Origin of the sequence: Lactobacillus sp. M0396, from assembly GCF_016101625.1 — a bacterium.
In the GTDB taxonomy this organism is placed as follows: Bacteria; Bacillota; Bacilli; order Lactobacillales; family Lactobacillaceae; genus Lactobacillus; species Lactobacillus huangpiensis.
This window is the reverse complement of sequence record NZ_JACFQE010000002.1, coordinates 210,642-229,637: the sequence shown is the minus strand read 5'-3', so window position 1 is coordinate 229,637 and position 18,996 is coordinate 210,642. Positions and strand designations below refer to the sequence as shown.

Below are 18,996 nucleotides of genomic sequence, written 5' to 3'. Positions count from 1 at the left end.
GATAATCAGAAATTAGTACTGTTCTCTATTAAGGTGGTTCTTTAGTTTCACTGGCTTTTTGTGCACTGCTAATCAAATTATGGGCAATTTGGTTATCAGTGCTTTTTCTTTAGCAAAAAGCAGGTGTTAATATGGAATACATTAAAATTACTAATCTTAAAGTAGATTATCAAGGTGAAGTTTTATTTCAAGCTCCTCATTTAAATGTTCAAGACCGACAAATAGTTGGTTTGATAGGTGATAATGGTGTAGGTAAAACTACGTTGGTCAACATTATTGCTGAAAAGCCTATAATTTTTGGGATAGAAGGGCAAGTTAAACGAAATTGTCATACTATTTTAGTACCCCAAATTTTAAATAACAGTGAGCAAAGTGGTGGAGAAAAGAAAAAAGCAGTTATTATTCAAGCATTACTTCAGATAAATCAAACTCAGAATTCTCTGCTAATTTTGGATGAGCCGACATCTAATTTAGATATTGAGCAACAGAAATGGTTAATTAAAGTCTTAAACGGCTTAAAACAGCCACTTTTAGTAATAAGTCATGATCAGACTTTTTTAAGCAAGCTTGTCAATGTTATTTGGCAGATCAAAAACCAGCAAGTTTATGAATTTAAAGGTACTTATGACGAATACCAGCAATTTCTTAGAGCACAAGAAAAAAGGCAGAACACTCAGTATTTTCAAAAACAAGTTGAGATTAAAAGACTAAAAAAGAACCAACAAGGATTTGAAACTAGGGCTAAAAAATCTACTAAGAAAAAGAAAAATATTTCCTGGTCTGATTGGAAAATAAAAGATAGTAGCGGTTTAGAGAAAAGCCTTTTTCGTAAAAGTACTTTACTGAAAAGGCGTATAGCTAAAGCAGAAACGACGCTGGAAAAGCCACAAGTTCATCATCCAATCACTTTGGGTAATATTGAAAACATGAACCTGGAGCTGTCACAGAAAAGCAGCATAGTCAGATTCAAGACTCAAGATGTTGCTGTTCATAAAAAGCAATTATTCAGTATAACTAAAGAACTGAAAATCAAAGGAAAAGAAAAAATAGCGTTAACTGGAAAAAATGGTGCTGGAAAATCAGTTTTTTTAGCAAAATTATTTCAAAAAAAATTGGCTGTCTGGCTTAATCCACAGCTAAAAATGGGCTATTTCAAACAGAATATGATGCAGGAAACTAAAGAAACAGCTACAGTAAAAGAAGTAATATATAAAAACAGCATTTTTAATAAAACCACTACAATGCAGCTTTTAGGTGACTTACATCTGCAAAGGTCTTTGGATAACCAAGTTAGTGCTTTGAGTGGAGGCCAGCTGGTTTGTTATAAATTGGCAAAAGTGCTTTTAGGTGAGCATAACTTGCTGATACTTGATGAGCCGGACAACTTTTTAGATATTTCATCTATTAATGCTTTAGAAGAATTTTTAAGAAACTATCCGTTTGCTGTTATTGTAGTTTCTCACGATCAGAACCTGTTAAAAAACTTAAACTTTACTTCTTGGAAAATAAAAAATCACAAGTTAATAACTCCTAGCGATTTCTCCAGTAAAGAAAATGCTAAGACTGCTAATCAAATCAGTTTATTACAATTTAAATTAGACCAACTGATTTCTGATCCTAACGCTTCATTTACTGACATTGAAAATATTTCCCAGGAAATAAACAGTCTCAAAAATAAATAAAGTCTCTAAAGAGAACCAAGTTCTATTAATTGAGGTAATAGTAGCATGACTATTCCCGCTAGTAGAATTAATAAAATAAAGTTAAAGGCTAAAAAGCCTATTAATATTCGACTACTATGGACATGAGCCTGTTTTAATGCTAACAAATTAGCAAATGAAGCTAAAGGAGTTCCTAGACCACCAACATTCACACCGAGAAAAATTGAGACTATGTCTGTACTGAATCGAGTCATGAGAAAAGTAGCTGGAACGTTACTGATTATTTGGCTTAATGTTATACCTGTCAGATAAGTGATAAGAGAACTCTGATGCAATAGTTGGGTGACAGTGTTAATGATCAGCTTTTGCTTGCCCAAAATTCCGACTATTAAGAAAAAGCCGATAAAGGTAATTAAAGTACCATAATCGACTTTTGTAAAAAGCAAATGGTTTATGACTATGATAGCTACTGTTACTGCTATGGTGGTATAAATTAGCGGTACGAAATGAAGTACTCCTGCAAGTGTAACTATTAGTAGTGCAAAAGCAATGATTAGAGAAATTGGTTTTACCTCATAGTCTGTTTGTTTTAAAACTGGAAGTGGAGTTGCTGGAATTACAAATGTTGTTAACAAAATTAAAACAAAACTAATTAGGAACAATGGGAGTGAAATTTTGAAAAAATTAGCCGTAGAAAGCTGATAGTGATTGTATAGATAGAGGTTCTGCGGATTACCGAAAGGAGTCAATGCACTTCCTAGATTTGCTGCAATTGTGATTAGTGCCAAAGGAAAAGTAAATGGCCCATGAACCTGCTTGTGAATAACTAAAAATAATGGTACTAAGCTTAGGATCGCAACATCATTAGTTAAAAACATAGCTAAAAATCCTGCTAATAGAACTAATAACTGAGTAACTTGTCTATGGGTATGAGCTAGATTGATGATTTTTTGACTTAAGTAGTCCAATGCCTTAATGTTAATCAAATATTGTGTGACAAGCATTAAACTAAATAAAGATAAGATTGTTTGCCAGTTAACATCGGATATTTTTGGCAGGGTTCGACAAATCACACAAACTAAAAATAAAATTAGAAGAGTAGCCCACATTATTTTTTGCTGCTTAATGATTTTATTGACTGCTTTCATGCTGCATCACTCTTTTAGAAATAATCTGCTCAAAATTTTTAACTTGAATATTTTACTACGAAAAGTAAATAAGAGTTAATTTTTTACATAAATAACTATAAATTATTATTATACTTCTGCTAAAAAAGATTTAAAAACAAAAGATACACTTAAATTGATAATAACTATTATAATATTAATAACTATTAGTATCAGCTTAAATGAGGAGAAAAAATGACGAAACCAATTATTGGTATTGCCGGATCTGAAATGATTGATTCTGGTGGAATGTTTCCTAGTTATAGACGTAGTTATGTTAATGAAGACTATGTGGATTCTGTTGTTAAAAATGGCGGAATTCCGTTTATAATTCCATTTACCGAAAATGACGACATTATAAAGAGCCAAATGGAATATGTTCAAGGTCTTATTTTAAGTGGCGGTCACGATGTTGACCCTCATCTATACGGTGAAGAATTATCGCCCAAAATAGGGCCGATTTGGCCTGAGCGAGATCATTTCGACATGCTGTTATTAAAGATTGCGGAAGAAACCAATAAACCGGTTCTTGGAGTTTGCCGAGGTGCTCAAATCATTAATGTAGCACATGGTGGCAGTCTTTACCAAGATCTTAGCTATCGTCCAGAACAAACTGTGAAACATGAGCAGGGTCATACGCCTGATTTACCTACCCATAAAGTCACTATTAAGAAAAACAGCTTACTAGCTAAAACTTTAGGCAAAACTGAATGCATGGTTAACTCATTTCATCACCAGTTGATAAAAGATGTTGCTCCAGATTTACTTGAAGTTGCTGATGCAAGTGATGGCGTGCCCGAAGGGCTAGAAAATAAACAAGGTACGGTTCTAGCAATTCAATGGCACCCTGAAATGTTACATAATAATCCGAATACAAAATATATGAATAATTTATTTAAATTTGTGGTTAAAAACGCCAAGTAAGGAGTAATAATGACTCAAAATAAAAACGCTGGGGATAAACTAGGCTTTTGGTCAATTGTCTTTTTAGCAATTAATTCGATTATTGGCTCGGGTATTTTTTTAACTCCCGGGAGCGTGGTTAGCCAGGCAGGGAGCAAAGCATTAATTGTCTATTTCATCGCTGCAGTTTTTGCTTCAATTTTAGCTATTTCATTTTCAGCGGCAGCCAAATACGTAACTAAGTCTGGCGCTTCTTATGCTTATTCTAAGGCGGCATTTGGTGACAATGTTGGCTTTTACGTCGGTATCTTGCGCTATTTTTCTGCTAGTGTTGCTTGGGGAGTAATGGCTGTCGGTGTAATAAAGTCAACTATTTCTATTTTTGGTGGAAATCCTGACAAATTTTTAAATGTCACCATTGGCTTCATTATATTAATGCTTGCAGTAACTGTAATTAACTTATTTGGGCAAAAATTTGTGAAACTTGTAATGAACATGGCTACAGCTGGTAAATTAGCTGCATTAATTTTGATTATTGTAGCTGGAGTTGTTTTACTTATTACCACTGGAGCCAGCCATAGCCTGTCATCCGTTGACCAAATAACGCAAAATGGGCATAAAATAGTACCGGTTTTAACTACTACCGGACTTGTTATGGCTGTGGTTTCTGCGTTTTATGCTTTTACTGGGTTTGAATCAGTTGCTTCTGGTTCGGAAGATATGCAGGAACCAGAAAAGAATTTACCTAAGGCTATTCCACTGGCAATTTTGGTTATTGCCGCTATTTATATTGGGGTAGTGGCAGTAGCGATGGTTTTGGATCCTAAGGCATTGATGACAACTAAACAAGTGGTGGCAATCAGTGCGATTTTTAAAAATGATATATTGAGGGATGTAATTTTAGTTGGAGCGCTTATTTCGATGCTGGGAATAAATGTTGCCTCTAGTTTTAATGCACCACGCATTTTGGAGGCAATGGCCCGTGAACATCAATTGCCGGCTACTTTAACAGAAAGGACTAAAAATAACTTTCCCATTAAAACTTTCTTTATTTCTGAAGCACTAGCAATTTTAGTACCCTTAGCTTTTCAGTATAACATGACTAACTTAATTACGTTGAGTGCTATGGTCAGATTTTTAGGCTTCATCATTGTTCCTCTGGCAGTAATCTGCTTTTACTATGGTAAAAATAAGCAGCCAATTTTACCGGCTACTAAAAATGTATGGACTGATATCTTTGTACCAATATTGTCAATTGCTTTAGTAATCTTTTTGCTAGTTAAATATAATTGGCAAGCTCAATTTGGTATTATTGAAAATGGCAAAGTCGTTGGTGTTAACTGGTACGCGATTTTTATGATGATTTTTGGCTTCATAATTTTGCCGCTGTTTATGTTTTGGTTTTCCAGAAAAGAAAGAAGCAGTCAGCAATAAATTTTAAAATTTACAAAAAACCGGACTAGACAATACTAGTTCGGCTTTTTTTCACTGTTAATTAATGTATTTACGGAAGAAGTTTAGCTCATCTTCATTACATTTCTTGGCCAATTCATCTTTTTGATTAACATGAAAAACATGACCTCGTGGATGCTTCTTATCACCATAGAAATGAAGTTCATGGTAAATATTTTTGGCTTTCAGATAGCCTGAAAGCATATAGGCGTTATCACGTAAGAAATCATCAGTGCATGTCATTAAGAAAAGCGGTGGCAGTGCTTGGGTCAAAAATTGTTCGGCGTTTAATTCTTCATGTTTATTTAAACGAATTTCAGGTCTGAAATAGGCTTCGGGTGCCCCAGTATATGATGGGATTTCAGTTAGGAAGTAGGCGCCACAATTTAAAGCGACAGCTTTAATTGTTAAACGGGGTACTGAATAACCAAAATACTTGCAGTATTCATTGTTAGTGTATGCTGCTAAAATTTGTTCTCCCATTTGGCCGCCGGCACTGTCTCCAACAATAAAGACGTTATTTAGATCGAATTGATATTTTGTCGCATTTTCCTCTTGGGCTACCCAGTGAAATACATGGTTGATATCATCCAGTTCTCCGGGATAGGCCACATCTGGTGCTAATCGATAATTGGCATTAACTACGGCAAATCCTTCTTTAGCCAGAGCCAAGCAATAAAACTGATAGGTTTCTTTAGTGCCATATATCCAGCCACCACCATGAATATTTACGATTACCGGTAATTTAGCACTGGTTCTATTCTTTGGTAAATAAACATCGAGTATCTGATACTTGGGATCCTTACCATAAGAAATATTGTCAAACCGTTCTACTTCCGGAATTTGTGTTGGCAATCCAGCATCGCGCTGATCATCACCTTTTTTTATTGCAATTCGTGTTTCTTCAACTAATTTTTGATAGTCAGGTTCTGACATTTTACAGCTCTCCTTTTTTGTAATCGCTTTAGTATTATATTTTACTTCAATATAAGTAAAAAAGAAGGTCATAAATTAACTTTAAAGTGATTATTGAATACGTTTTTAAGAAATAAACACAACCTGTAACTAGTCAATCCACGTGCTTTTTTCGGATAGTTCCGCATGCTTTAAAGCTGTGAAAACTTGTTGAAAATATTCCTTTTTTTCATACCCTTTGCGATAGGCAATGCCATTTGCAAAAGAAATATTGTAATTCAATAAAATAAAATTCAAATTTTCATTGACCTTGTCGTAAAGAATACTCGGAACGATTCCTAAACATCTGTTACTGGCACAAAATATTTCTAATACTACTTCATCGCTGATACTTTTGAAATCAAATTCAGGATATTTAAGAGTTAATTCAAATTTAAAGTGATTGATTAAAGGTAAGGGTGGAATAGAGTTCCAAATGTAAACTTCTTGTTTTGATAAATCTTTGATTTTTAAAGATTTATTTTTGCTAATCGGGTTCTTTTTAGAAGCAATAACTGATAGACCAGTTGAAAAGACCGGTTCAAAATTTATTTCCTTTTTGTCTATAAAAAAATCTTTCTGATATAAAACAAAATCATATTTTCCTTGAATCAATGATGTGGAAATATCATTGCCGTCATTAGGATCAAAAATTTCAAGATTTATTCTGGACTGTAATTTACTATCTAGGTTTTGAATAAACTTTGATAAAAATTCAATTTCAAATAATGATCCTGTAAAAGCAATTGTAATCGGTTCAGTAGCCCTTAAATTGCTGTTTTTAATATCTGTAACTGTTTCATTGATATCTGCATATATTCTTTTAGCCTTAATATAAAAGAATTCACCACTTGCCGTGAGTTCAATACCACGTCTACCAGGTTTTATTAATTTCATCCCTAAGAAGTTTTCTAATTTATGAATATTTTTTGAAACTGTTGAAGGAGCCACAAATAACTGATTTGCAGTCTGGGTAATATTTCTGGTTTGAACTAAAGATAGAAAATATTTAAGTTGATTAGTATTCATGTAATTTCCTTATTTCATTAACAAAAATAAATTAGCAGCTTTGCTAAATTGGAAAAGCTGTTTTCTTTATTATCTGCTGAAAGTGCTTTACACCATGCTACCATAAATTTAATTAAACTAGAGAAGGAGATAGAGGAAATGAGTAAAAAGCAAAAAATATATCCTTGGTTGATGATTGTTACTACTGGTTTGCTTTGCGGTGTAGTCTCTGGTGTTTTTACACAAGTAATGGGACTATTTTTGACACCGCTTGCTAATTCTATTGGTGGCGGAAAATTAGGTTCAGTTTCTTACTACTACACTGTTTTAATTTTAGCCACTGCAGTTGGTACAACCCTAGTGGGAAAATTTATTCACAAGGTTAACGTTTCATTAATCTTGTTAGGTGCTATTGTCGTTACGGCAGCTTCGACTTGGTTATTTTCCATGGCTAACAATGTGATGGCTTTTTATGTTTTAGCGGCAGTTGTGGGTATTTGTTGTGGTTTCAGCGGTTATGTAGTGCAAGGAGTCGTTATTAACAATTGGTTTGTTAAACGCAAAAACTTTGCTTTCACTGCTGGGGCATTCTTTAATACTATCTTTTTGGCAATTATTACTCCAGTTGCATCTCAAATTATTCAAAGTAATGGTTGGCGCAGAGCTTTTATCATATTAGCAATTATTATGTTGGTCGTTGGTGTTCCATGTTCATTGTTTACTAAGGTAGAACCAGCTAAGTTGAATTTATTGCCTTATGGAGTTTCTTCACAAGCTGAACTAGATCAAGTAAATAATGATAGTGAAGAAGAGGAAAGTAATAATTCCAGTACAGGTAAAGTGCTTTTATCAGTTTCATTTGTTCTTGTTTTAATTTTCTTCTGTTTCAATGAGTTTGCCGGTAATATGACATCCCTTTGGCCGTCATTTGCTGAAGGTGTTGGATTTGGAGCAAATGTGGGTGGTTTAATTGCAACTATCATTACTGTAGCTGATTTGATTATGACTCCATTATTTGGGGTTACGAGTGATCACTTTGGTGGAAGAAAAGCTTTGCCTTGGTGGCTATTTTTAACAATTCTAGCTCCAGTATTGATGATTATTGCAAATCAAACGAGGCTGATTCCATTGGCTTTGATAGCTGCAGTACCTGCAGATGCTATTTCTGTCATTATGGGCTCAGGAGAACAAATTTTTGCTAAAGATATTTAGGCAAAGATTTTGATGCCGGTTATTCTTATGCAAGTTCTATTACATATGTAGTAAGTGCTTTTGCTACGCCAGTTTTGAGTAATATTGCTGATGCAACACATAATTGGAATATTGTTGTTGGTATTGTAGCAATCTGTGAAGTTATAGTTCTGTTTGCAGTTATTATTGGTGAAAAAAGAGCAGATAAATTAGCAAAATAGGAGGAGATTATGAATATGAACGAATATGATGTTATTGTTGTTGGTGCAAGTAATGCTGGCGGTATGGCAGCTTGTGCAGCTGCTGAAAAAGGCGCTAAAGTTTTAGTCATTGATAAAATGAATAGTACGGGCTTTTTATACCGTTTAAGTATTGCAGCTGTTGGAACAAAGGCTCAGAAAAAAGCAGGAATTGAAATTGACAAGTATAAGTTAATTAACTATTTGTCAGCATTTGCTCAAGATAATGTAGATCAAAAATTATTGTGGAAGTGGGTTAATAATAGTGCCGAAACTGTTGATTGGCTCGAAGATAATGTTTTAAAGCCTCATGGTTCACATCTTTATGCACAACCAGATGCTGAATATCATACTTTGATTAACACGGCTTTTCCAACTGAACATGATGTTACAAATGATAAGCATGAAGATGTTTTCTATGGTAAGTGGGTCGTTGAAAAAGCCAAGGAACTTGGTGCCGAATTTTTATGGCAAACTAAGTTAGAACATTTGATTACTGAAAATGGTGTAGTAACCGGTGTGGTAACTAAAAATACCAAAACCTCTGAAGTAAAGAAATTTAGAGCCAAAAAGGGTGTCATTATTTGTACAGGTGGTTATGGTTCAAATGAAGCCTTAATGGCAAAATGGAATCCATTAGGCCTAAAGAAGAATGTATACTCTGATAGTCCACGAGATGATGGTTCAGGTCAGGTTGCTGCCTTAGAAATTGGTGCCTGGAGGGATGAAGAACCTGCAGAAATCATATTTGATCGTGGGTCAGTTCCAGTTGGCACTAATACAAATGAATATTATGTTAAGTCTTGGGAAGATGTCGGCTATTTTTGGATGGGAAGCTATCCATTGTTAAAACTAAACTTAAATGGTGAACGTGTAGGAAATGAAAGTGCGCCATATGAGTTTGATATGAATAGGGCAACTAAGCAGCCAGGATATTTACAAGTAGCAATTTGGAATGATGCTACAATGGATAATTTGCAAAAATTCCATACTTTAGGTTGTGCCCGCTTAAACTGGCCCGGCTTTTACAATACTGAAGAAAACAAGCAAGAAATTGCAACTAGGATTAAAGAAGGCTTCATACAAAAAGCTTCTACGATCGAAGAATTAGCTGAGAAATTGAATCTTCCGGTAGAAAATTTAAAGGCCAGCGTGAATACTTACAATAAAATGTGTGCAGAAGGTAAGGACACCCAATTTGGTAAAGAAGATTTCAGACTTTTACCACTCAAAGAAGGTACTTTTTACGGAGCAGTTTATGGTGGCCGGTTGTTAGCAACACTTGATGGCTTGAGAATTAATACCAAGATGCAAGTACTTAATAAAGCAGGAGAAGCGATTCCTCATTTGTACGCAGCTGGTAATGCCAGTGGTGGCTTTTTCTGGGGTTCATATCCAGACCATGTTCCAGGTTTAACTTGCAGCCATGCTCAAACTTTTGGCAGACTAGCTGGGCAGCAAGCGGCTTTGCAATGATAACTTGACTTTTAATAAGTTCAATGATTGTTTAGTTGAAAAATGACAAAAATAACAAAATTACAAAAAATATACCCGTGGTTAATTATTATTGCTTCAGGCTTACTAATGAGTTTGTTGGAATATACCTACACATTGTTATTTAGCCTTTTCCTAAACCCTTTAGTTCATTCACTAAATAGTAGAATGTCAATTGTGTCACTTTATTATACGTTGATTAGTTTTTCCATTGCGGCAATGCTGCCGTTAATTAATAAAATAATTGCTAAAATCAGTTTAAGTAAAATAACTTTCACGGCAATAATTATAGGCTCACTCAGTATTTGGTATTTTTCACATATCACTCAAGTTTGGGAATTATATATTCTTGCTGTTATTGTTGGAATTTGTAGTGCAACGTGTGGAACCGTTGTTCAAGGTATTGTCCTCAATAATTGGTTTGTTAGTAGAAAAAATTTAGCTTTTACAATGGGCTCATTTGTTTCTACTATTTATTTATTGATTATGACACCAGTTTTAACTTATCTAATTTCTATTTCAGGTTGGAGACAAACAATGTTTATATTGTTTTGGTTGACAATAATTTTAGGAATACCTTGTTCGTTAATAATGAAGGCCAAACCTCAGGATGTAGGCCTAACCTCAGGATGTAGGCCTAAAGCCATACGGTTTTGATAAGCGTTCAAAAAGAAATACTAATAGTAAAACTGTAAATAATTCAAAGCAGTTGAAAAATCTTTGGCTTTCGCAGCCATTTATACTCACATTGATTTTCTTCATTGCAATTACTTTTGCTTCAAACATGAATCAGCTTTTTCCTACTTATGCGGTTAAAGTTGGTTTTGGCGCAGCAATAGGAGGCTTAATGGAAACAATTATGACGGGAATTGATATTCTAATTACACCAGTGTTTGCTATCACTACTGAAAAATTTGGTGGGACCAAGTCTCTGCCAGTATGGTTATTTTTGGGTTTATGCACATTTCCTCTTCTGATTCTGGCAACAGTTAAACATGAGCCGATTTTTGCCCTAGTTAGTGCCATTGGCGCTGACATCTTGACAGATATTTATGGACCAGGAGAACAGATCTTTGCAAAAGACATTTTAGGTAAAGATTTTGCGGCAGGATATTCATATATTAATTCTATTACTTATTTAGTAGGAGCCTTTGCAGTACCTGCAGTTAGTCTGGTTTATGAACTTTCATTAAACTGGAACGTGGTTTTTATTTTAGGAATCATTTTGTTAATAATAATGCTATCTGTACTCTTTTGGGGTTATCACAAAGTAGAATATAAGTAGACTAAAAGGGATTGTTCAGTAATCTACCGTACTGAGTAATCCCTCTTTTGTTAAATTACGTACTTTCTTGTTTATTTTGCAATGTCATCGATTGCATTTCTTGCAGAGTAGACACAGTATCCTGCGTGTGTGCCGCTAACTTCGACTCCATATGTATCACCATAAATAACGCCGGAACCATCGCTTCCGATAGCATATAAGTGATTTATAGCTTTGCCGTTGGTATCAATAACTTCGTTTTTCAGGTTAACTTTTAGACCGTCACCTGTTGTAAAGGCTCCAACTTGCATTTCCAAAGCATAAAATGGGCCTTCTTTGACCGGTAGCAAATATTCTACAGATTTACCGAAGTCATTATCACTTCCAATTTCTGAAAAATGATTGTATCTTGCAATATTTCTTTGAAGGTTAGGAGTATTTAATTTTTCTGCTAAGTCAGATATAGTTTCACTTTTAGTTATAAAACTGAGTTTTTTGTCTAAGGCAGTTTTAATTTCCTTTTTCAAGTTGGGATAGTTAGGTAATTCATAAAATGGATGCAAATCAAGTGGGAACTGTTTATTAGTAAAATCATCAATTGTTTTTTGATCAAAAATCGCAAAAATACGATCTTGACGTAACATAGAATTCCCTTCATTGGCCCAATTTGTTACACATGCATATTCATTAACGAAACGATCGCCATTTTCGTTAACCCATAAAACTGGCTCATCACAGACAGCACTGCCTAAGTTCCAATCAGATAGTTCGTAAGCGGGCACTTGATTAGTTTCATCATAAATTTGGCCACCAAAATTCATTGTCATTCCGGTGAAAAATTTACGTGCACCTAGTGACCAGGCCAATTTTAGACCGTCACCTGTACTTTTACCAGAATTGACAGCAACAATTTTTTGAGGATTATATTTATGAGCATGCTTCATTAGTTCTTTATTGTTTAAGTAACCTCCAGAAGCCAAAACAATATTTTTAGCTAAAACAGTCTGTTCAGACTTATCGCTAACATTAACAAGTTTAAGACTAAATTCTCCTGTTTCTGTCTGAGTTATTTCAGTGGCTTCGGTTAAAGTTTTTATTTCAATACCTTTACTTTTGATATAGGGTTCTAAGGCGTTATGAATAGCTTTATCACCATATCCTTCAAATAGATGCCATGTGGCAAAACCAGTGCCCATATTAACGACACCTTTGAATTTTACGCCATGTTGTTGCAGCCAAGTGACATTTTCAGCTGATTGTTCAATATACTTTTTCCAGATTAATCCATTAGCTTCATAATGGGAGTAATCTAGTTCGGTTTTAAGAATGCTTTCAGGTTTAATGTTGATTCCTGCTTCTTTTTGCATCTGTGACTGAACTGCAAAAATCCCTTCAACATAGTTGCCTGTTCCACCAGTAGTATGACCCTTTTCTACAAGAAGAGTTTTTAAGTTTTTATCAGCCGCTTCAGTTGCTGCGGCAAATCCAGACAGACCACCGCCTACAATGACTACATCATAATTGTCTAACATTTTAAATATCCTTTCTTTTACTCTTGCAATTAATGATAGACTGCGGGGTATAGTACTGAGTTTTATAATTTGGAATAGGTTATCACTAAAAGGAATAGTAAAATGAATTTTACCCAACTTCGTTGTTTCATCACTGTCAGTGACAATTTAAGCTTCACGGTTGCAGCACGCAAACTTAATTTTTCGCAATCTGCAATTTCAAAAAATATTAATGACTTGGAAAAAGAATTAAAAACCCAACTTCTTGTTCGTAATCCACATCAAATTGCATTGACAACTGATGGTATCTATTTTTACAATGTGGCCCTCAATATTCTTAAGGAAAAAGATGCAGCAATTGCTAATATCAAAAATATTCATCAGGAAAAGTCTTTCCGTGATATCAAAATTGGGTTGGACTATTCGCCTTTTGAAAGTATCTTTTTACCAGATTTTTTAAAGGGGTTTGAACCAACAAGTTTCAATTTTATTGTTAATTATTTAGGAAACTATGTTTCTCAAATTGCTAATAATAAGATCGATATGGCACTGGTTTCCAGTGACCTTGTTAATAATGCTGTAGGAATAAGATTTGACCAATTACTTGCTGGAAAGTTTTTGCTGATGTTTAATTCTGATAACAAACTGCGTTTTAAAAAAACAGTAAATTTAGCTGAACTTAAAAATTATAGAGTATTAGTTTTATTCACAGATCAAACTTATCCTAGCCTTTTTAAGCTTAACCAACTTCTATATCAAAAACTCGATAAGAAGAATGTTAAGGCAGTTGATAACTACTTTTTAATGTACAACTACGTTCTGGCTGCGGAAAGAGTAGTAGCGATTATTCCTAATTTTGCCATTAATCCTGCTCAAAAAGGTATAAGTTACCGACAACTAAATTACTATGATGATTTTTCATATGGATTAGCGTATTCATCTCTAAGAGAAAGAGATCCGTTGATTCCAAAAATAATGGCAAATTTAAGGCAAAGTATCAAATCTGATATCTAGATATTATTCTTTAAAGAAAAAGCCCAACTTAAAAAATTGGGTCTGTAATATGATTTCAAAAGTTGTCTGTGTTCTGCTGATTTTGGTAAAAATCATCAACAAATTATTAATATACTAATCAAAATCGATGATAAATTAACTGTAAATATAAGCCATAAAAAACCAAACTTAAACAAGTTTGGTTTTTAAAATATCAGCTGCTTTAGTTATTATTCACAGCAATAAAATTCTGATATGCTTCATTTTCTGAAGTAGTTGTAATCTTAAAATTATTAAAATCAGGCTGCTTCTGGTGCAAGTCATTTTCTGCAACGTCAATATAATGTGTAACTGTCGCATTTCCAATTAATTCAATCCAATAGCTATTGGCGTTGCGATGTACCTTTGTTTGGACAAATCCTCCGGGATTTGAAACAGTCAGCAATTTATTAAACAGATCCTGTGACTTGTTAGTCAAAGCGTAAATTAAGCTTGCTGCAGACATGCCAGTACCACAAGCATTGGTAAAACCTACACCGCGTTCGAAAGTGCGGACGAAAAGGTGGTCAGAACTCAGAACCTGAGCAAAACTGACGTTTACTCCGTCTGGAAAATAAGGATTTTTCTGATTTAATTTTGTTCCTAAATTTGCTAACAAGTCACTTTTTAAAACCTCATCTGAAACTAAACTAATCAAATGAGGATTGGGAACAGCAACTGCTGAAAAGGTTAACTTGGGTGCAAATTCAGGTACTGCTTGGTTTAGTAGTTCAGAGCAACCTAAGTTAGTAAAAGGAAGATCTCCAGCTGCAAAACTAACTGGGCTGATTTCGACACTAACTGCTTTAACGTTTTGAGCCCAGTCTGCCTGACAACTGACACGTAAATCGCTTTGCATTGTTTCGACTTTGAAAGATTGCTTGTGGTATTTTTGCGCTAGATAACGACCTACAGTTCGTAGGCCATTGCCACACATGGAAGCAAAAGAACCGTCAGCATTAATGACCTGCATTTTGCCTATGGCTTGTGGGTGCTGCGAATTGCTTACTACTAACAAGCCATCAGCACCGTTTAATAATCCTGTGGCGGAGTTAGTTATTTGTTGGGCCAAATTAACTAATTCATTTTTAGTTAAAGGAGTTTGCAATTGGGTTTGATCTAGTAGAAAAAATGTATTCTGTGAACCGTGAACTTTTTGTAGTTGTACCATAAAAATTGCTCCTTAAATCAATTAAAAAACTTGTGATAGATTTCTTTAACGGCAGCTGCTGCGTCTGCTTTTTTAGTACCTAGCATAATTGAGATCCTTGAAGCACCTTGGTTAATCATATGAATTGCAATATGCTTTTGTGCCAAAGGCAGCGTGATATTCTTCATTACCCCAATTTTGTTTTTCATTCCTTCTCCTACAACCATGATAATGGCATAGTCATCAATCCACTCTAATTGATCAGGATTAAGTGCCTGTTGAATTTCAAGACACATTTGCTGGCGGATTTGCTCATTAAATTGGCGTTTGTCAAAAATCACAGTTAAATCATCAATTCCTGAAGGCATGTGCTCATAAGATATATTAAATTTATAAAAAATTTGTAGTAATTTAAGAGTAAAACCAACTTGTTTATTTAGCAAGTACTTATGTAAATATAATGCTGCAAAATGACCAGAACTAGCTACTCCTGTAATTGTACTTTGAGGCTGAAAGTTATTTTCAGGTACGATCATTGTTCCCGGTAAATCTGGGTGATTGGTATTTTTGACATTAATTGGTATTTGTCCTTCAATTGCAGGAATAATAGCTTCATCGTGAAAAACTGAAAAGCCCGCATATGACAGTTCCCGCAACTCGCGGTATGTCATAACATTAACAGCGTGAGGATGCGTAACTATTCTAGGATCAGCAGCGTAAATAGCATCGACATCAGTGAAATTTTCATAAAGGTCAGCGTCAAGTCCCCGTGCCCAAATTGCTCCGGTAATATCAGAACCACCACGAGAAAAAGTAGCAATTAAACCGTCTTGAGTAACACCATAAAAGCCAGGAACAATTAATAAGTCTGAAGTTTGAGTCCACTTTTGCAAATTGCTGTAAGTTTCCGGCAAAACCTGGGTGTCATTAGGGTTGTCAGTCACAATAAAACCAGATTCTTTAGGGTCTAAGAAACGAGCTGGTATATGACGACTTTGTAAAATTAAAGTCAAAAGTTGAGCATTTAGTTTTTCTCCATGCGCTTTAAAGCCTGCCATTAAAAAATCTTTACTTGGATAAGAAACTTGAGGTAGATTATGTAATTCCTGCAATAAAGGCTCTAATAATTGTTCGGGTATTTTAAAATAAGCGGCAATGTCATGATACCTGGACCAAATTGTTTTAACGACTTCCCTGTAATCTTGTTTAGCAATTGCTTTTTGCGCATACTCGATTAATAAATCTGTTACTTTAATGTCATTTTTATATCTTTTTCCTGGCGCTGAGGTAACTACGATTTTACGAGCCGGATCAGCATTAATAATTTTTAAAACTTTTTGAAATTGTTCTCCGTCAGCTAGAGAACTACCACCAAATTTTACAACTTTCATGTTAATACCTTTCACAATTAAATTTAATTTAAGTAATTAGTATTGGATTTTAACATTAAAATTTTAATCTTCAACCGAAAAAGAAAATTGCTAATTAATAACGCTATTATTTCTCTTAAGAAAGCTTTGGTAAAAATGCTGTCGATAAATGCCGAATATAATAGCCTTTGCTACAACTTTGAGACAATTAATTGCAAAAAATAATTTTGAGGATTTGAAAGTTAAAAAATATTTACCAGCAAAAATGGTTGACAATCATATTAATTAATAATAATATTTTAATAAATCGAAGAGGTTGCAACCAACAAAAGTAGCTGGTGGAGTTTCTGCAAAAGCTGAGAAGCCAGTCAAAGGGGCGGTTGCCGAAGCGTTAGTTATTGCGGTAATTAATTAGCTGGGACGTAATCTAACAGGTTACGGACTGTCGCAATTTTATATTCGCGGAGCGCTATCGACAAAATTGATACCAGATAATAACTTGAAGGACTCTTTTGTTAGGCACAACAAAAGAGCCTTTTTTTATTTAACAAAAGGGAGAGACTTAAATGGCTGCTAATGATTATTACCAGACTAACGCTCAAGGTCACTTGGCAATTGGTGGAGTAGATGCATTGAAACTGGCAAAAGAATTTGGTACTCCATTAGTTGTTTATGACGTACAAAAAATCAAACAGCAATTTCAGGCTTTCCAAAAGGCATTCGCAGAAGAAAGTGTAAATTATGCAATTAGTTATGCCAGTAAGGCTTTTGCTACAATTGCGATTTATCAGGTAATTAATGAACTTGGTGGACATGTTGATGTTGTTTCTGGCGGCGAATTGTATACAGCCTTAAAAGCAGGATTTCCGGCAGAAAAAATCAGTTTTCATGGTAATAATAAGACAGCAGATGAGTTATTAATGGCTGTGCAAAACCATGTCGGTGTCATTGTTTTAGATAATTTTTATGAAATTAAGTTGCTGACGCAAATTTTGCAAAAAACAAATGCTCAAGTGCAAGTAATGCTGAGGCTAACTCCAGGGGTCTCAGCACATACTCACGAGTATGATCAAACTGGTCAAGAGGACAGTAAATTTGGTTTTGATATTAGATCAGGCCAAGCCGAGCAGGCATTTTTAGAGGTAAAAGCTAATAAACAGATGGACTTGATTGGCTTGCATGCACATATCGGTTCACAAATTTTGGAAACAGCGGGTTTTAAGCTGGAAGTTGAAAAACTTATGCAACTGGTCAATAACTGGAAACAAAAATATGATTACCAGCCTCAAGTCTTAAATTTAGGTGGCGGGTTTGGCATTAGATATACCAAGCAGGACAAAGTTTTGACTGCGCAAACTTTTATCAGTCAAATAGTGCAGACAGTTAAAAAATGCATACAAGAAAGTCACTTAAAAATGCCGGCTATCTGGATAGAACCGGGTCGTTCAATTGTAGGAGAGGCTGGTTATAGCTTATATACAGTTGGTGCACGCAAAGAAGTACCGGGACTATTGCCTTACGTTACAGTAGATGGTGGTATGGGAGATAATATCAGACCGGCACTTTATCAAGCACAATATGAGGCATTATTAGCAGAAAATCCTCATGCAGAGCCTGAAAAAACTGTCAGACTGGCAGGGCGCTATTGTGAATCAGGCGATATTCTTATTAAAGAACTGGCACTGCCTCAAAGTAAACCAGGTGATGTAATTGCAGTTCTGGCAACTGGGGCTTATGGCTATAGTATGGCTTCAAATTACAACCGTGTTCCACGGCCAGCCGTTGTATTTGCAGAAAATGGTCAAGCACAAGTAGTAGTTACACGTGAAACTTATGCGGATCTAATCAGCCATGATCGCTTTTATCAAACGAAAGGATAATTAATAAATATGAAAAAAATGTCGGCTGCTGAAATCATTGATTTCATTGCTAATTCAACCAAAAAAACACCAGTTAAAGTATATGTCAAAGGTGACATGGCTAAACTGGACTGGCCTGAAGATTGCAAAATTTTTAATGAAACTCACACTGGTGTCGTTTTTGGAGATTGGCAAGTATTGAAACCCTTTTTAGAAAAAAACGCAGAAAGGATAACATATTATCAAGTGGAAAATGTCAGTCGTAATTCTGCTATTCCGTTATTAGATCTAAAAAACGTCTCAGCCAGAATTGAACCTGGTGCGCTTATCCGTGAAAACGTTGAGATAGGGAAAAATGCTGTAATCATGATGGGTGCAGTCATTAATATTGGTGCGGAAATTGGTGAAAATGCCATGATTGATATGAATGCCGTTTTAGGCGGTAGAGCAATCATTGGTGCTAACAGCCATGTAGGAGCGGGTGCCGTAATTGCCGGAGTTGTCGAACCGGCTTCAGCACAGCCTGTGAAAATTGGCAAAAACGTTTTGATTGGTGCTAATTCCGTGGTTTTAGAAGGAGTCCAAGTTGGCGACCATGCAGTGGTAGCAGCAGGTGCTGTAGTAACTAAAAATGTCCCAGCAAATAGTGTCGTAGCCGGAGTGCCGGCAAAAGTTGTTAAAATGCGTGATCAAAAAACTGCCTCTAAGACAGGAATTGAACAGGGATTAAGAAAGCTGTGAA

At 35.1% G+C, this 18,996-nt stretch carries 16 protein-coding genes and 1 riboswitch; of the genes, 10 read left to right on the top strand and 6 right to left on the bottom strand.

Annotated elements, in window-relative coordinates:
- The first annotated feature begins 131 nt into the window (after nucleotides 1-131).
- Nucleotides 132-1,682 (top strand): ATP-binding cassette domain-containing protein, encoded by a 1,551-nt coding sequence (locus H3T43_RS03590; RefSeq protein WP_198212675.1) that lies wholly within the window; start codon nucleotides 132-134, stop codon nucleotides 1,680-1,682.
- Between the two features lie 5 nt (nucleotides 1,683-1,687).
- Here the strand turns inward: H3T43_RS03590 and H3T43_RS03585 are convergent, their stop codons facing one another.
- Nucleotides 1,688-2,809: an SLC13 family permease gene (locus tag H3T43_RS03585; protein ID WP_198212673.1), complete on the bottom strand. Its 1,122-nt coding sequence runs from the start codon at nucleotides 2,807-2,809 to the stop codon at nucleotides 1,688-1,690.
- Nucleotides 2,810-3,022: 213 nt separating this feature from the next.
- Between H3T43_RS03585 and H3T43_RS03580 the strand changes: the two genes are divergently transcribed.
- Both H3T43_RS03580 and H3T43_RS03575 read left to right on the top strand, forming a co-directional pair.
- Nucleotides 3,023-3,751, top strand: a complete 729-nt coding sequence (locus tag H3T43_RS03580) for a gamma-glutamyl-gamma-aminobutyrate hydrolase family protein (protein ID WP_198212671.1) — start codon at nucleotides 3,023-3,025, stop codon at nucleotides 3,749-3,751.
- A 9-nt stretch (nucleotides 3,752-3,760) separates the two neighbouring features.
- Nucleotides 3,761-5,164, top strand: coding sequence for an APC family permease (locus H3T43_RS03575; RefSeq protein WP_198212669.1), 1,404 nt, complete (start codon nucleotides 3,761-3,763; stop codon nucleotides 5,162-5,164).
- A 57-nt stretch (nucleotides 5,165-5,221) separates the two neighbouring features.
- Here the strand turns inward: H3T43_RS03575 and H3T43_RS03570 are convergent, their stop codons facing one another.
- Nucleotides 5,222-6,118, bottom strand: coding sequence for an alpha/beta hydrolase (locus tag H3T43_RS03570; protein ID WP_198212667.1), 897 nt, complete (start codon nucleotides 6,116-6,118; stop codon nucleotides 5,222-5,224).
- Between the two features lie 129 nt (nucleotides 6,119-6,247).
- Nucleotides 6,248-7,165, bottom strand: a complete 918-nt coding sequence (locus H3T43_RS03565; RefSeq protein WP_198212665.1) for a LysR family transcriptional regulator — start codon at nucleotides 7,163-7,165, stop codon at nucleotides 6,248-6,250.
- 138 nt (nucleotides 7,166-7,303) lie between these two features.
- On the opposite strand from H3T43_RS03565, the gene H3T43_RS03560 reads away from it, so the two are divergent.
- The 4 genes from H3T43_RS03560 to H3T43_RS03545 all read left to right on the top strand — a co-directional run bounded on the left by H3T43_RS03560 (nucleotide 7,304) and on the right by H3T43_RS03545 (nucleotide 11,353).
- The gene (locus H3T43_RS03560; RefSeq protein ID WP_198212663.1) at nucleotides 7,304-8,356 is read left to right on the top strand and encodes an MFS transporter; all 1,053 of its coding nucleotides are present in this window, start codon (nucleotides 7,304-7,306) and stop codon (nucleotides 8,354-8,356) included.
- Between the two features lie 209 nt (nucleotides 8,357-8,565).
- Complete coding sequence (locus H3T43_RS03555; protein ID WP_198212661.1) at nucleotides 8,566-10,050, top strand: FAD-binding protein; 1,485 nt, start codon at nucleotides 8,566-8,568, stop codon at nucleotides 10,048-10,050.
- 42 nt (nucleotides 10,051-10,092) lie between these two features.
- Nucleotides 10,093-10,725, top strand: a complete 633-nt coding sequence (locus tag H3T43_RS03550; protein ID WP_370520775.1) for an MFS transporter — start codon at nucleotides 10,093-10,095, stop codon at nucleotides 10,723-10,725.
- 190 nt (nucleotides 10,726-10,915) lie between these two features.
- Nucleotides 10,916-11,353: a hypothetical protein gene (locus tag H3T43_RS03545; RefSeq protein ID WP_198212657.1), complete on the top strand. Its 438-nt coding sequence runs from the start codon at nucleotides 10,916-10,918 to the stop codon at nucleotides 11,351-11,353.
- A 71-nt stretch (nucleotides 11,354-11,424) separates the two neighbouring features.
- On the opposite strand, the gene H3T43_RS03540 is transcribed toward H3T43_RS03545, so the two are convergent.
- On the bottom strand, nucleotides 11,425-12,864 hold the full coding sequence (locus H3T43_RS03540; RefSeq protein WP_198212655.1) for an FAD-dependent oxidoreductase: 1,440 nt from the start codon (nucleotides 12,862-12,864) through the stop codon (nucleotides 11,425-11,427).
- Between the two features lie 102 nt (nucleotides 12,865-12,966).
- Between H3T43_RS03540 and H3T43_RS03535 the strand changes: the two genes are divergently transcribed.
- The gene (locus tag H3T43_RS03535; RefSeq protein WP_198212653.1) at nucleotides 12,967-13,857 is read left to right on the top strand and encodes a LysR family transcriptional regulator; all 891 of its coding nucleotides are present in this window, start codon (nucleotides 12,967-12,969) and stop codon (nucleotides 13,855-13,857) included.
- A 202-nt stretch (nucleotides 13,858-14,059) separates the two neighbouring features.
- Here the strand turns inward: H3T43_RS03535 and dapF are convergent, their stop codons facing one another.
- Together dapF and H3T43_RS03525 are read right to left on the bottom strand one after the other, a co-directional pair.
- Nucleotides 14,060-15,046 carry a diaminopimelate epimerase gene (gene dapF, locus H3T43_RS03530; protein ID WP_198212651.1) on the bottom strand — a complete coding sequence of 329 codons (987 nt, stop codon included), beginning with the start codon at nucleotides 15,044-15,046 and terminating at the stop codon, nucleotides 14,060-14,062.
- Nucleotides 15,047-15,063: 17 nt separating this feature from the next.
- Nucleotides 15,064-16,416 (bottom strand): aspartate kinase, encoded by a 1,353-nt coding sequence (locus H3T43_RS03525; RefSeq protein ID WP_198212650.1) that lies wholly within the window; start codon nucleotides 16,414-16,416, stop codon nucleotides 15,064-15,066.
- Between the two features lie 281 nt (nucleotides 16,417-16,697).
- Nucleotides 16,698-16,876, top strand: a riboswitch (Lysine riboswitch).
- Nucleotides 16,877-16,961: 85 nt separating this feature from the next.
- On the opposite strand from H3T43_RS03525, the gene lysA reads away from it, so the two are divergent.
- Complete coding sequence (gene lysA, locus H3T43_RS03520; protein WP_198212648.1) at nucleotides 16,962-18,275, top strand: diaminopimelate decarboxylase; 1,314 nt, start codon at nucleotides 16,962-16,964, stop codon at nucleotides 18,273-18,275.
- A gap of 9 nt (nucleotides 18,276-18,284) precedes the next feature.
- Nucleotides 18,285-18,995 carry a 2,3,4,5-tetrahydropyridine-2,6-dicarboxylate N-acetyltransferase gene (dapD, locus tag H3T43_RS03515; protein WP_198212646.1) on the top strand — a complete coding sequence of 237 codons (711 nt, stop codon included), beginning with the start codon at nucleotides 18,285-18,287 and terminating at the stop codon, nucleotides 18,993-18,995.
- The last annotated feature ends 1 nt before the right edge of the window (nucleotide 18,996 follow it).